General features: G+C 69.5%; 12 protein-coding genes. 2 read left to right on the top strand and 10 right to left on the bottom strand.

The window, feature by feature from the left end; all coding sequences use genetic code 11:
- Positions 1 to 160: 160 nt before the first annotated feature.
- The 7 genes from ACFP3H_RS21290 to uraD all read right to left on the bottom strand — a co-directional run bounded on the left by ACFP3H_RS21290 (position 161) and on the right by uraD (position 8,337).
- Positions 161 to 1,381: a DUF6986 family protein gene (locus ACFP3H_RS21290; protein ID WP_378608664.1), complete on the bottom strand. Its 1,221-nt coding sequence runs from the start codon at positions 1,379 to 1,381 to the stop codon at positions 161 to 163.
- Entirely contained in the window at positions 1,378 to 4,287 is a 2,910-nt protein-coding gene (locus ACFP3H_RS21285; protein ID WP_378608662.1) for a molybdopterin-dependent oxidoreductase, read from the bottom strand. Before ACFP3H_RS21285 ends, ACFP3H_RS21290 begins: the two co-directional genes overlap by 4 nt.
- On the bottom strand, positions 4,284 to 5,138 hold the full coding sequence (locus ACFP3H_RS21280) for an FAD binding domain-containing protein (protein ID WP_465263771.1): 855 nt from the start codon (positions 5,136 to 5,138) through the stop codon (positions 4,284 to 4,286). The genes ACFP3H_RS21285 and ACFP3H_RS21280 overlap by 4 nt, the downstream gene beginning before the upstream one ends.
- A gap of 152 nt (positions 5,139 to 5,290) precedes the next feature.
- A complete protein-coding gene (locus ACFP3H_RS21275; protein WP_378608661.1) occupies positions 5,291 to 6,646 on the bottom strand; it encodes an 8-oxoguanine deaminase in 1,356 nt (451 codons plus the stop codon).
- Positions 6,643 to 7,536, bottom strand: coding sequence for a factor-independent urate hydroxylase (gene pucL, locus ACFP3H_RS21270; protein WP_378608659.1), 894 nt, complete (start codon positions 7,534 to 7,536; stop codon positions 6,643 to 6,645). Before pucL ends, ACFP3H_RS21275 begins: the two co-directional genes overlap by 4 nt.
- Before the next feature lies 1 nt (position 7,537).
- Complete coding sequence (gene uraH / locus ACFP3H_RS21265) at positions 7,538 to 7,855, bottom strand: hydroxyisourate hydrolase (RefSeq protein ID WP_378608658.1); 318 nt, start codon at positions 7,853 to 7,855, stop codon at positions 7,538 to 7,540.
- Complete coding sequence (gene uraD / locus ACFP3H_RS21260; protein WP_378608656.1) at positions 7,852 to 8,337, bottom strand: 2-oxo-4-hydroxy-4-carboxy-5-ureidoimidazoline decarboxylase; 486 nt, start codon at positions 8,335 to 8,337, stop codon at positions 7,852 to 7,854. The genes uraH and uraD overlap by 4 nt, the downstream gene beginning before the upstream one ends.
- 126 nt (positions 8,338 to 8,463) lie before the next feature.
- Here uraD and ACFP3H_RS21255 point away from each other — a divergent pair, with 126 nt between their 5' ends.
- Together ACFP3H_RS21255 and ACFP3H_RS21250 are read left to right on the top strand one after the other, a co-directional pair.
- Positions 8,464 to 9,057, top strand: a complete 594-nt coding sequence (locus ACFP3H_RS21255) for a nucleotidyltransferase family protein (RefSeq protein ID WP_378608654.1) — start codon at positions 8,464 to 8,466, stop codon at positions 9,055 to 9,057.
- Positions 9,058 to 9,074: 17 nt separating this feature from the next.
- Positions 9,075 to 10,082: an XdhC family protein gene (locus ACFP3H_RS21250; RefSeq protein ID WP_378608653.1), complete on the top strand. Its 1,008-nt coding sequence runs from the start codon at positions 9,075 to 9,077 to the stop codon at positions 10,080 to 10,082.
- Positions 10,083 to 10,131: 49 nt separating this feature from the next.
- On the opposite strand, the gene ACFP3H_RS21245 is transcribed toward ACFP3H_RS21250, so the two are convergent.
- Genes ACFP3H_RS21245 through ACFP3H_RS21235 form a run of 3 tightly spaced genes read right to left on the bottom strand, consistent with a single transcriptional unit; the run spans position 10,132 to position 12,806 of the window.
- Entirely contained in the window at positions 10,132 to 11,196 is a 1,065-nt protein-coding gene (locus ACFP3H_RS21245; RefSeq protein WP_378608651.1) for an ABC transporter substrate-binding protein, read from the bottom strand.
- A gap of 60 nt (positions 11,197 to 11,256) precedes the next feature.
- Complete coding sequence (locus tag ACFP3H_RS21240) at positions 11,257 to 12,057, bottom strand: ABC transporter permease (protein ID WP_378608649.1); 801 nt, start codon at positions 12,055 to 12,057, stop codon at positions 11,257 to 11,259.
- Positions 12,054 to 12,806: an ABC transporter permease gene (locus ACFP3H_RS21235; RefSeq protein WP_378608865.1), complete on the bottom strand. Its 753-nt coding sequence runs from the start codon at positions 12,804 to 12,806 to the stop codon at positions 12,054 to 12,056. The genes ACFP3H_RS21240 and ACFP3H_RS21235 overlap by 4 nt, the downstream gene beginning before the upstream one ends.
- Positions 12,807 to 12,811 lie beyond the last annotated feature (5 nt).

Here is a 12,811-nt window from a genome sequence, read left to right as displayed (position 1 = left end):
AGCATCCGCCGCGCACCCCGTTGTGTACTGCTCCGCGCGTCGAGCCGCGCCTGTTCGGATCTGTGTCACCGCCACCGCGAACATCGTCCCAGTCGGGAGGCGTTGGGCTGCCGATATCGCGGGTGCCGACGCCGCGACGGCACGCTCGTCGGAGGACCCATCACGAATCCTGCGGCGGGGCCTGCCGGGCGGCCAGCGCTTCGAGCGCGGAAACGCCAAGGCGCGGGTCCAGTTCGTCCGCGCCGGTCGCCCCGCATCGCAGCCCGCGCAACACCGTGGTGGCCAGTGCCTCCGCCGTGGCGGGCTCGTCGACGACCCCACCGGAGCGCCGATCGAGGTAGGCGCCAAGGCGCGGAACGGCCGCGTCGGTGGCGACGCGGAAGAAGTTGTAGGTGGCCAGCCAGCGGGTGATCAGGTGCCCCGGGTGCATGTCCCAGCCCTGGTAGTAGCCGCGCCGCAGTGCCCGTTCGACCAGGCGGTAGTGGTTGGCCAGCGCCCCTTCCGGATCGACATCGGGCACGATCTGGGTCGATCCGTCGCAGATCCATACGCCGGTCTGGGCGGCGGCCACCTGCATCACCGATTTGGCGTAGTCGGCGGCCGGGTGGTCGAGGGTCTGGTCGGTGGCGGCGATCCCGCAGGCGGCGGTGTAGTCGTAGGTGCCGAAATGCAGTGCGCTGCAACGCCCCTCGGCCAGTTGGATCATGCGCGGAATGGGCACGGTGCCGTCGGGGGCCAGGACGGCCTGCGGGCTCTCGATCTGCAATTCGAACCGCAGCGACCGCTCCGGCAGCCCGTGACCGCGCTCGAGCCCGGTGCACAGGTCGACGATCGCCGTAACCTGTTCTGCCGCACGGATTTTCGGCACGGTGAACACGAACCCGGGCAGCACCCCACCGGCACTGTCGAGCACCAGTTCCAGCGTGCGCAGCGCGCGCCTGCGCTCCTCGGCGGCCAGCCCTTTCGCGCGAACACCGTAGGAGGCGGGCGCGCCGGGGGTGTCGGCCCAGGCCGCGAGGGCCGCGCCCGCCGCCTTGGCCGCCGCGTCCTCCTCCTCGTCGGCGCGGAACCCGTAACCGTCCTCGAAGTCGATGCGCATGTCCTGGATGGGTTGCTCGGCGAGGCGGCGGCGCACGGCGGGCAGCGAGCCGGTGGTGTCGAGTTCGACGAGGAAATCGGCGTGCCGGTGCAGCAGTTCGAGTGCGGCGGCACCCCATTCGGCGGGGGTGTCGGCGCCGGCGCGGTCGGCGGGCACGTAGGCGGTGTGCACGGGCTGCACCCGCTCCCCCGCACCGGGGTAGCGGGTCCGCAGGTCGGCGTCGACCGCGTCGAGCACGGCATCGACGCGGGCCAGAATGTGTTCGGGCAGACGAGTACTCACCCGGCGGCTCCTTCCTGGATGGCGCGCCACACGCGGTCGGCGGTCATCGGTAGTCGGTTCGGGCGGGCGCCGACGGCGTCGCGGATCGCGTTCGCGAGGGCGGGCGCCACCGGGTTGTAGGGGGACTCACTCATCGATTTGGCACCGAGTGGGCCGAGTTCGTCACTGGTTTCGGCGAAATAGACCTCCGTGCGCGGCAGGTCGGCGAACTGCGGGATGTGATAGTGGCGCAACGTTTTCGTGGTCACCACGCCGTTCTCGGAGCGCATGTCCTCATACAGCGCGGTCCCGAGCGCCTGTGCGACACCGCCTTCCACCTGACCGCGCAACTGCACCGGGTTGATGACGGTGCCCGCGTCGGCGACCTGGATCGATTGCAGGATCCGCACCGCGCCGGTCGCGGGCCGCACGGCCACCCGGAACGCGTGCACGTTGAAACTCACCGAGCGCGGGGTGCCCGCGTGGGTACCGTGGGCGATGAGTTCGCCGTCGGCGAGCAGTTGGGCGGCGGTGATCAGTTCGTCGCCGCAGCGCACACCGCCCGATTCGAGCACGCAGTCGCGTTCGGGATGACCGCTCACCTTCGCGGCCCTGGCCAGCAGCATGGCGTGCAGTTCGAGGGCGGCGGCGTAGGAGGCCTTGCCCGCGACCATGGTGCCGGTGGAGCCGAAGGCGCCGGTGTCGTGGCCGACGAGGTCGGTGTCGGACTGGCGCACGCGGATGCGCTCGGCGGTGGTGGCCAGTGCGGTGGCGGCGAGCTGGGTGTGCACGGTGGTGGTGCCGTTGCCGAATTCGGCTGTGCCGACGCCGAGTTCGTAGCTTCCGTCGGGCAGCAGGCGGGCGGTGGCGTCGGAGTGGTGGCCGCGCGGGGGGACGGTGGCGATCATCGCGACCGCCATGCCCTCGCCCTCACACCAGTCCGGGCCGGGCGCGGTGACGCCGTTGCCGCGACGCAGGGCCCGCTGCGCGGTGTCGAGGCACTGGTCGAGGCCGTAGCTGCCGAAGGTCAGGTCGGACTCGTCGACCTCGTGCCCGGTGAACCGGTCGCCCGGGATCACCACATTGCGGCGCCGGAACTCGAACGGGTCGATGTCGAGTGCGCGGGCGAGGTCGTCGATGGCCGATTCGACCCCGAAGATCACCTGGCCGAGGCCGTAGCCGCGGAAGGCGCCGGAGGGAATGTTGTTGGTGTACACCGCCTGTGCGTCGACGCGCTTGTTCGGGCAGCGGTAGACGGCCACCGATTCGCCGACGGAATGGAACATGACTCCGGCGCTGTGATTGCCGTAGGCGCCTGCGTCGGCGAGGACGTCGATGGACAGGGCGGTGAGGATGCCGTTCGCGTCGGCGGCCGCGGTGACGGCCACGCGCATGGGGTGGCGGCAGGTGGCGGAGGTGAATTCGTCGGTGCGGGTGAATTCGTACTGCACCGGGTGGCCGGTGCGCAGGACGGCCAGCGCGATCAGGTCCTCGGCCAGCATTTCCTGCTTGGCCCCGAAGCCGCCGCCGACGCGAGTCGCGAAGACCCGCACGCGCTCCCGGTCGAGTCCGAAGACGTGGCACAGTTCGTCGCGCACCAGGAAGGGAACCTGGGTGCTGGAGCGGATGACGAGCCTGCCCGCGTCGTCGAGCCAGCCGATGCCGCCGTGGGTTTCGAGGTGCACGTGCTGCACGCGCGACGAATTCCACACGCCGCTCACCACTTTCGCGGCCTCGGCGATTCCGGCGTCGAAATCACCGACGCCGCCGTGGATCTCGGCGATCAGGTTGTGTTCGGGGTCGGCGATGCGCGCGGACTCCGGTTTGTCGGCGTGCAGCTTCGGAGCGTCTTCCGTCAATGCGGCTTCGGGATCGAAAACAGCTGGCAGCACGTCATATTCGACGCGCAGTGCCCGCACACCAGCACGTGCGGCGTCGAGGGTCTCCCCCACGACCGCCGCGACCCGCTGCCCTACGAAACGCACCGATCGATCGAGTACGAAGGTGTCGTCCGGATCGTCTTCGCGCAGTTCGTGTCGTGCCGTGGAGAACGCCGTCCCCGGCGCATCCACATGCGTCAACACCACCCGCACCCCCGGAACAGCCTGCGCCGCACGCACATCGATCGACACGATCCGCGCGTGCGCGTGCGGACTGGTCAGCACCGCGAGATGCCACGGCGCCGTCGGCGGCATCCGCTCCCCACCCCCGACCACCACATCCATCGTGAACGGCTCCCCACCCCGCACGATCCGCCCACCGGCGGGCGCCCGCACCCCATCCCCGATCTGCCCCGCCCCATACTTGCGCCGCATCACCCCACCGACCCGCGCCGCTGCGGCCAACACCTCCCCACCACCGACCTCCGGCCCCCGCCCGTCACACGCGCCGGGGACCGTCGAGGCCGTCGAGGAACCTCCTGCTTCCCGAGCAGACGGCGCCTGACCCGCGCAACCAGTGGCATCAGTGGTGCACAGCGACGCACAGGACCCCGACAGCGCATCGGCGATCGACCGGTACCCCGTGCAACGGCACAGGTTCCCCTTCATCAACTCGGCGCGTTCACCCTCGGTCACTTCCGAGTCGGACCGTGCGGCGGCCAACCCGGAAGCCGTCACCACCATGCCCGCCGTACAGAACCCACACTGGAATCCCGCGTTCTCCACGAAACTGCGCTGCACCGCGTTCGGCTCGTCCGCGTCCGCGAGCCCGGCGGCCGTGGTCACCGTGCGGTCGGCCGCGCGGTGGGCGGGGATGAGGCAGGAGTGGACCGGTTCGCCGTCGAGCAGGACCGAGCAGGCGCCGCAATCGCCGGAGTCGCAGCCCTTCTTGACCGCGAGTTCGCCGTGTTCGCGCAGGACCGTGCGCAGGCACTGGCCCGGTCGGGGGCTCACCTCCACCGGGCGGCCGTCGATTTCCAGTCTCATAACTCACCTCCGGCGAGTTCGGCCGCCACCTCGCCGACGAGCAGGCCGGTGACGTGTTCGCGCCAGTCGGGGGCGCCGTGCGGATCGTCGAACCACAGCTCCGGTTCGATGTCCGCGAGGGCGGCGGCGAGCTGCGAGCGTGTCGGCACACCGTCGAAGTCGAGGACGACGGGGCGCACGGTGGCGGCGGTGATGGTGATGGCGCAGCGGTCGTCGCGTTCGCGCCTGCCCATCACGACCGACCCGGAACGACCGAGCGGCGCCAGGGCGATCTTGCGAAAGCTGGTGTGCGCCAGCAGGCTCGAGGTCGGCACCAGGAACGAGCGCACCACGGCACCCGTCGCCAGCAGGTTCTCACCGGGTCCGGTCACGAAGTCACGCAACGGAATCCGGCGTTCGCCGCCGCCACGCGGCCAGATCACCACGGCCGCGTCCAGCGCGACCAGCGCCCCGAGCACCGCCCCGGCGGGCAGCGACAGACACACGTTCCCGCCGACCGTCGCCGTGCGCCAGATCTTGTGCGAGGCCAACAGCGCCCGACACGCCTGGGCGAACAGCGCCGTCCCCGGCCACTCCGGCCGCAACCTCGACATCCCGAGTTCGCGACCCGGTGCCGCACCGGCGAACTCGGCCAGCGTGCAGGTGGCGGCGATCTCGAGACCCCGGGTCCGCTTCGTCAGCGGCACCCAGCCGAGGGTGGTGATGTCGACGAGTCGATCGAGGTGATCGTGCGGCTCGGAGAACAGGAACGTGCCGCCCGCCAGCACCGCGCTCCCGGCGCCGAGCCGCGCCAGATCGGCGCGTTCCCGGGCGAGGACAACCTCTCGAACAGTATCCAGATCCACGTTCACCTCGCTTACCTCTCCGGCCACAGTAGGGGCCGGGAGTTGCCACGGTGTTGCACGAAACCCGCGCCAGATTGCGCCGCGGTTAACCCGGTGTACGCCCTCCAGTGTGCGCCGAACAGAGCAAATCCGCAGCTCAGCGCGCCGAGGGCACACACTCACCGGTCGGCGAGCAGCGCGGCCTGCGCCTGGGCCACCTCGGCCCCTACCGACTCCTCGTCCACCGTCAACACCACATCGTCACGAACCACTTCGCGCCCGTTCACCACCAGCGCGGCCAGCGGCGGCGCCTGCCCGAGCACGAGCGCGACCACCGGGTCCTCGATCCCCGCGTGCGCGGCCGTATCGAGCCGCCACAGCGCCAGATCCGCCAGCTTGCCCGGCTCGATCGACCCGATCTCGGCCTCGCGCCCGAGCACCCGGGCCCCGCCCATCGTCGCCAGTTCCAGCGCGGTCCGCACCGTCATCGCCCGTGGGCCGCCGACCGCGCGGGCGTAGAGCAGCGCGTTGCGGGGTTCCTCGATCATCGAACTCGACTCGTTGCTCGCCGCGCCGTCGACCCCGAGTCCCACCGGCACCCCGGCCGCGACCAGATCGGCGATCCGCGCGATTCCGGCCCCCAACCGGCCGTTGGAGGTCGGGCAGTGCGCGATCCCGGTCCCGGTCCGCGCCATCGCGGCGATCGCGGGATCGTCGAGGTGCACGGCGTGGGCGTACCAGACATCGTCGCCGAGCCAGCCGAGCTGTTCCATGTACTCCGCGGGCGTGCAGCCGAAACTCTGCTGGCAGAACTCCTGCTCGTCGAGGGTTTCGGCGAGGTGGGTGTGCAACCGCACCCCGGACGAGCGCGCCAGGGCGGCCGATTCGCGCATGAGGTCGGCGGTCACCGAGAACGGCGAGCACGGGGCCAGCGCGATCCGCACCATCGAGTCGAAGGACGGGTCGTGCCAGTCGGTGATGGCGGCCGAGCTCGCGGCGAGGATGTCGTCGATGGACTCGACCACGTTGTCCGGCGGCAGCCCGCCCTTGCTCTGGCCCAGATCCATCGACCCGCGCGCCGGATGGAACCGCAGCCCCACCTCGGCCGCCGCGCTGATCTCGGCGGCGAGCAGGTCACCGCCGTCGCGCGGGAACAGGTAGTGGTGATCGGAGGAGGTCGTGCACCCGCTGCGCGCGAGTGAGACCAGCGCGCCGGTGGCCGCGGTGCGCACCGACTTCTCGTCGATACGCGACCACACCGGATACAGCGTGGTCAGCCATTCGAACAGGGTATTGTCGGCGGCCAGCCCCCGGGTGATCCACTGGTAGAGGTGGTGGTGGGTGTTGACCAGGCCCGGGGTGAGCACGCAGCCGCGCCCGTCGATCCGGCGCACCTCCGGCCCGACCGCCGGCGGCGCGCCCGTACCGAGCGAGTCGATCCTGTTGCCGCGCACCAGGACCCAGCCGTCGCGGTACTCGGTGCCCGCCGCGTCGACGGTCACCACCGCGCAGCCGTGAATCAGCAGTTCGCTCATGGCAGCCACGCGATTCCCGCATCGGGGGCGTCGGCGCGCGCCAGGGTGGCGTGGATGGAGCCGTAGGGGCGATCTGCCGCCCAGAACACCTCGCCCTTGTTCTCGATCTCGAACCGGGCCAGGTCGTAGTCGAAGTGGTGCTTGTTCGGGGCCGAGAGGCGGATCTCGGCGAGTACCGGGAACCGTTCCAGCACAGCGGTTCCCATCGCGTAGAGGGTCTGCTGTAGGGCCTTGGAGTAGGTGGTCGCGAACAGTTCGAGCAGGGTGGCACGGATGCCCGCGTACACCTCGTCCCAGTCCACGCCCTCGGTCTCGGCGAACCGCCACTGCACCACCAGCGAACTGGCCAGCACCCGATCGTCGGTGGGCGCGAGGGTCGTGTACTCGTCGGTGAGGAAGCCGTTGAACTCCGAGCCGGTCGACTTGAGCAGCACCAGGTCCTTGATCCCGCCGATCACCCAGGTCCGTTCGGCCGTCACGGTCACCGCGGCGGTGCGCACCTCCGGTCCCACCCGCGCCCAACTGTGGTCGTGCTCGACGCCGTCGATCGAAATCCGCTGCCACCCATAGGAGTCCACGTCGATCCGCGCGCTCGCGACCGGCTCCACCGTGTCGACGAAATGCTTCGCCAACGCGATCGCGTAGTCCTCGATGGTGTCCAGGCCCGGCTTCTTCGAGAAGACGAACGCCATGTGCTTCTGGGTGTCGGTGGGCAGCACGTGACCCTGGTCACCCTCGGTGTAGGCCGCCTCGAAATCGCCGCGCAGCGTGGTCGAGACGTTCACATCGCGAATCTCGTGGCGCGCGTTCTCCTTGTAGAAGCGCACCACCCGATTCTCGGCCTTGCCATATCGGTGATCGGTCAACACGATCGGGCCGGTCAGTGCCATCTCAGCTCCCTCGGTAGGTCGAATAGGCGAACGGCGACAGCAGCAGCGGCACATGCAGGTGTGCCTGCGCGCCCACCGTGAACGCGAGACAGACCTCCGGGTAGAAGGTCTCGGTGCCCTGCGCCGCGAAGTAGGCGCCGGTGTCGAAGAACAAGCGGTAGTCGCCCGGATTCAGCCCGGCCGCAAGCTCTTTCACGCGGCCGTCGGCGTCGGTGAGCGCCTCGGTGAGCCGCTGCTCGCCGCGCGTGAGCCACACCGCCACCCCGGCGGCGGGCACCCCGCGCACGGCGTCGAGCACGTGCGTACTCAGGCTCGTCATGCCAGCACCCGCGCCAGCCGCAGTGCGTTGATCTTGCCCAATTCCGTGCGCATGACCTGCCTTTCGGTCGCCGGATCGTTGTCGAGTCGGGCGCGCAGCACCGCGAGCAGTTCCGCGCCACCGCGCCCCGCCGCGCACACCAGGTAGATGTGGCCGAACTTCTCCTCGTAGTCCCGGTTGCCCGCGGCCAGCTCGGCGCGCAGGTCAGCGGCCACCCCGGCCTGCTCGCGCGCCGATGCCGCCGAGGTCGGCTTGTCGCCGATGCGCGGGTGACCGGCCAGTGCCTGATCGATATCGGTGTCGTCGAGTGCGCGCAGCGCCGCGTCGGCCGCGTCGAGCAGCGAGGCCGTGGTGGCGTACGGCCGCGCGGCCGCGACCGCCTGTGCCCACCGCGGCGCGGAGCAACAGGCAAGCAATACCTCTTCGGCGGCCGCGACGGGGAGTTCGTTGAAACCCGCGAGGCCGATCCCTTCGCTTGTCATCGATCCAGCATCGCGCGAACCCCACCCCCTCGCCACCCATGTGGAATCCGTCACGTCGGCGTGTCGTCGTCGCGGCGGCTCCCCGCCGTAATCGACCGGCAACATTGGGTCATTACCTTTCCTCACATGCCCCCCGCCGCCCCTTCCGCGCCTCGTTCGTGCGCGGGCATCGTCCTGGCGGCGGGCGCGGGCACGCGATACGGCAAACCCAAGGCACTCGCCGAGAACGGCGCCTGGTTGCGCGCCGCCGTCACCGCCCTGCGGGCCGGCGGCTGCGACCCGGTGATCGTCATGCTCGGCGCCACGGGACCCGATCCCGAGGCCGTCGCACTGCCCCCGCACACCCGGTCGCACTGGGTCGCGGACTGGGCGAGCGGACTGTCGGCGACGGTGCGCGCGAGCCTGCGCGCCGCCGCCGCGATCGACAGTCGCTATGTCGCCTTCCTGCCCGTCGATATCCCCGATATCGGGCCCGATGTGGTCGCCCGAGTACTCGCCGCGGCGCGGTCGAGCGAGAGCGGACTGGCCCGCGCTGTGTTCCACGCCACACCGGGACATCCCGTTGTGATCGAGAACAAGCACTGGGACGCGATTTCGGAGCTCGCCGTAGGTGATCACGGGGCCGGTTCCTATTTGGGCACCCGACAGGATATGGTGTGCGTCACGTGCGACGACTTGGCGACAGGGGCCGATCGTGATTTCCCGGAAGTCGGCGCATGATGATCGGAGTTTGAGCTATGCGCGATATCGTCGATGACCTTCTGCGAGTGTGGCATTCGGGCCGTACCGGAGGATTGGCCACCGTAGTCCGTACTATCGGCACCAACTCCGTTCCGATCGGTTCGTCGATGCTCGTCACCCCCAATGGCGGCGTATTCGGTTCCATCGCCGCGGGGCGCCTGGAAGAGACCGTGTACGAGGCCGCATTGGAAGCCGCCCGCACCGGCGTCCGGCAACTACGCCGCTACAGCATGCTCACCGGGCAGGAATCCAGTTCCGACGACGGCACTCTCGTCGATATTTTCGTCGAACCCTTCTCCTGCCGTGATTTTCCCGAATTCCCCACCATCGCCGCCGATATTCAGGCCCATCGCCGGGTCACCGTATTCACCGTGGTGTGGAATCAGGACCCCGATGTGATCGGCCAGCATCTGGTCACCGATCGCAAGCACGCCACCGAACTCGTCGCCCTGCCCGAGTCGGATCTGTTCGTCGCGTCCTACTGCCCGCCGCCGCGCCTGATCATCTTCGGCGCCAACGCCTACGCGGCCACCCTGGTGGCCCAGGCGCGCGCCATCGGGCACCGCGTCACCATCTGCGACTCGCGGCCCGAGTTCGCCGACCCGGCCTCGTTCCCCGGCGCCGAGGTGGTCGTGGACTGGCCGCACCGCTACCTCAACACGCTCTCGGCCTCGGGCGAGATCGACTCGAGCACCGCCATCGTGGTGCTGGCCAACGAGCCGCGTTTCGAGATCCCCCTGCTCACCGTCGCGCTCCGCCTGCCCGAACTCGGCTACCTCGCGGCGCTGGGCACCCCCGCCGACCAGTCGCGTCGCCTCGACGACCTACGCGCGGGCGGCTTCGACGAGCCCACCCTGGCCCGCATGCACGTGCCGGCCGGGCTGGAATCGGGTCCGCGCACCCCCGCCGAGACCGCGGTGTTCATCACCGCCGACTTCCTGGCTTCGCGTGCGGGCCTTCGCCTTTCGGCCCAGCGCGACTACGCGGCCGCGGTCGCTATCTGAACATGAGAAAGTCGGCGCCGCTGATGTGCGGCGCCGACTCCATCAGGGCTTACTTCAGGCCCGGGTTCTCCGCGTAGATCTCCTTCAGGATCGACAGGTCGAACAGCTGCTCGGCAGTGATGTCGATCTTGGCCGTCTTCAGCGCGGCGATGTTCTGCGCGATCAGCGCGTCACTGATCGTGAACAGGCCGTTGGCCTTGGTCTCGTCGGAGACGACCAGGTCGTTCTGCGCGGTGGCTTCCAGGGTCTGCTCGGCCAGGTCGAGCTTGAGATCCTTGCCGTAGACCTCCACCGCCAGGCGCGCGGACTCGGCCGGATCGGCCACCGCGTCCTTCCAGCCCTTGATCTCGGCGATCAGGAACGCCTTGAGCTTGTCGCGCTCGTTGTCGATGGTGTTCTGGCTGACGGTCAGCGTCTCGGCGACCAGCGGCAGCCCGAAGTCGGCGAACAGGAAGTGCTCGTTGGCGAAGCCCTTGGCGGCCAGGGTGATCGGCTCGTTGGTCACGTAGCTCACCCAGCCGTCGACCTCGCCGTTGGCCAGCGGGGTCGGGTCGAACTGCGCGGGCACGATGGTCACGTCGGCGGGGTTGATGTTGTTGGCGGCCAGCAGGGCGTTGAAGATGAGCTGGTTGGTGTCCTGGACGCCGATCTTGCGGCCCTTCATGTCCTGCGGGGACTTGATCGGCTTGGCCGCCGAACTCACGATCGCGAACGGGTTCTTCTGGAAGGTGGCGCCGACGATCTTGGCGGGCAGGCCCTCGAGGATGGCGGGCGCGGTGGTCTGCGGGGCCGACAGGCCGAGCCAGATCTTGCCGGTGTCGAGCCCGGCCTCCACCGAGGTCGAGGCCGCGCCGCCGGCGACGAGATCGACCGCGCCGAAGCCGGCTTCCTTGAAATAGCCCTTGGAATCGGCGAAATACTCACCGGCGAATTCGATGTTCTTGATCCAGGACAGCTGGATGGCGACCTTGCCGTATTTCGACCCGTCGTCGGTCGAACCGTTCGAGGAGGTGCCCGAACTGCCGCCACAGGCGGCGAGCAGACCGGCGCCGCCGAGTGCGGCGCCGGTCAGTGCGGTAAAGCGGAGAAAGGAACGACGGTCGATATTGCTCATACGCAGAATGTAGATTCGCCGCGTTTCGTTCTCTTTGCGCCCACGTTCCGCAGGTATTCCCTACTTACCGGCGTTGGGCCCGAACCGGGCGAGGACCAGGTTCTCGATCACGCCGACAATCGCGTAGAGCAGAACCGACACAACCGTAACCACCACAATGGAAGCCCACAGTCGGTTGTATTGGAACATCGGAATGGCGCGCACCAAACTCGCGCCCAATCCCGTTCCGCTCCCGAGCCATTCACCCAGCAGCGCGCCGATCAACGCACCGGGCACCGAGACCCTGGCCGCGGCGAACACCGACGGCAGCGCGGCGGGAATCGCGACCATGCGCAATCGCGTCCATCGCGAGCCGCCGTACGCGGTCACCAATTCCATTGCCTGCCTTGGCGCTTCCCGCAATCCGGTCATGATCATCACCAGCGCGGGGAAGAACACCACGATCGCCGACAGCACCGTCACGCCCGTGGTGCCGCGCCCGAAGACCAGCACCACGATCGGGCTCAGCGCCACCAGCGGCACCGAACGCAACAGCATCGCCACCGGCATGAACGTCTGTTGCACCGCCGAATACAGCACGAACACCGCCGCGACGCCGAGCGCGCCGAGCATGCCGACGACGAACCCGGAGGCCGCGTCGCCGAGGGTGATCCACAGGTCGTCGAAGATGGCCGCGCGCGCGGTGGCCGCACCGGGCGAGGTGACCAGGTAGGTCCAGATATCGGACGGCGTCTTGCCGACCCGGGGGCCGATCTGCGGGTACAGGCGAAGGAACAGCGTCCAGATGACGAGCAGCAGGATCAGCGAGGTCGCCAGCGGCAGCAGGAAGCGCCCGATCCGGCGTAGCACTGTGATGGTCATCGGCTCTCCTCCGCGGTCGCCGTCCACGGCGTGATCAGTCGTGCCGCACCCGCTACCAGCAGATATCCCAGTCCGGCCAGTGCGGCGGCGGCCAGGGCCATGCCCCAGGTGCGCGGCACGTTGTAGGCGGTCTGGGCGGCGGTCAGCGCGACGCCGATCCCGCTGTCGACACCGCCGAGGTACTCACCGATGATCGCGCCCAGCACCGCCGAGGGCGCGGCGATCTTCAACGCCGCGAACGTATTCGGCAGCGCCGCGATGGCCTGCACGCGATAGAGCTGCTGCCAGCGGCCGCCGCCGTAGGCGCGCACCAGATCCAGGCTGGCCGGATCAGCCGACCGCAGGCCGCTCACCGCCCCGACCATGGTGGTGAAGAAGCAGTACATGGCGGCCAGGAACACCGTGGGCGTGCGCCCGCCGAACACCACCAGAATGATCGGGCCCAGCGCCACCAGCGGGACGCAGTAACTCAGAATCGCGAGCTGGGTGGCCAGCGGTTCGATCCGCGGCACCAGCATGACCAGCGCCGCGACGCCGATCGCCGCGATATTGCCCCACAGGAAGCCCTTGAACGCGCCCCACGCGGTGATCTGGAAGTTCGGCCCGTACAGGCCCCACCCGTCGGACCACATGGTGGACAGCACCCGCCACGGAGTGGGAATCGTCCCACCCGCGACCCCGGCCGCGGCCAGGCCCCACCACAGCGCGATCAGCGCGACGATGCCCAGCGCGCCTGCCAGGCGTCCCATTCGCG

The sequence above is a fragment of the Nocardia lasii genome (assembly GCF_042658545.1).
GTDB classification, from domain to species: Bacteria; Actinomycetota; Actinomycetes; order Mycobacteriales; family Mycobacteriaceae; genus Nocardia; species Nocardia lasii.
The sequence above is the reverse complement of the archived record's forward strand: the minus strand, read 5'-3'. Positions and strand labels throughout refer to the sequence as shown.

Coding starts and splice junctions, on each gene's coding strand:
- ACFP3H_RS21285 (WP_378608662.1), bottom strand. CDS start 4,287: ATGAGACTGGAAATCGACGGCCGCCCGGTGGAGGTGAGCCCCCGACCG.
- ACFP3H_RS21275 (WP_378608661.1), bottom strand. CDS start 6,646: ATGAGCGAACTGCTGATTCACGGCTGCGCGGTGGTGACCGTCGACGCG.
- pucL (WP_378608659.1), bottom strand. CDS start 7,536: ATGGCACTGACCGGCCCGATCGTGTTGACCGATCACCGATATGGCAAG.
- uraH (WP_378608658.1), bottom strand. CDS start 7,855: ATGACGAGCCTGAGTACGCACGTGCTCGACGCCGTGCGCGGGGTGCCC.
- uraD (WP_378608656.1), bottom strand. CDS start 8,337: ATGACAAGCGAAGGGATCGGCCTCGCGGGTTTCAACGAACTCCCCGTC.
- ACFP3H_RS21255 (WP_378608654.1), top strand. CDS start 8,464: ATGCCCCCCGCCGCCCCTTCCGCGCCTCGTTCGTGCGCGGGCATCGTC.
- ACFP3H_RS21250 (WP_378608653.1), top strand. CDS start 9,075: ATGCGCGATATCGTCGATGACCTTCTGCGAGTGTGGCATTCGGGCCGT.
- ACFP3H_RS21245 (WP_378608651.1), bottom strand. CDS start 11,196: ATGAGCAATATCGACCGTCGTTCCTTTCTCCGCTTTACCGCACTGACC.
- ACFP3H_RS21240 (WP_378608649.1), bottom strand. CDS start 12,057: ATGACCATCACAGTGCTACGCCGGATCGGGCGCTTCCTGCTGCCGCTG.
- ACFP3H_RS21235 (WP_378608865.1), bottom strand. CDS start 12,806: ATGGGACGCCTGGCAGGCGCGCTGGGCATCGTCGCGCTGATCGCGCTG.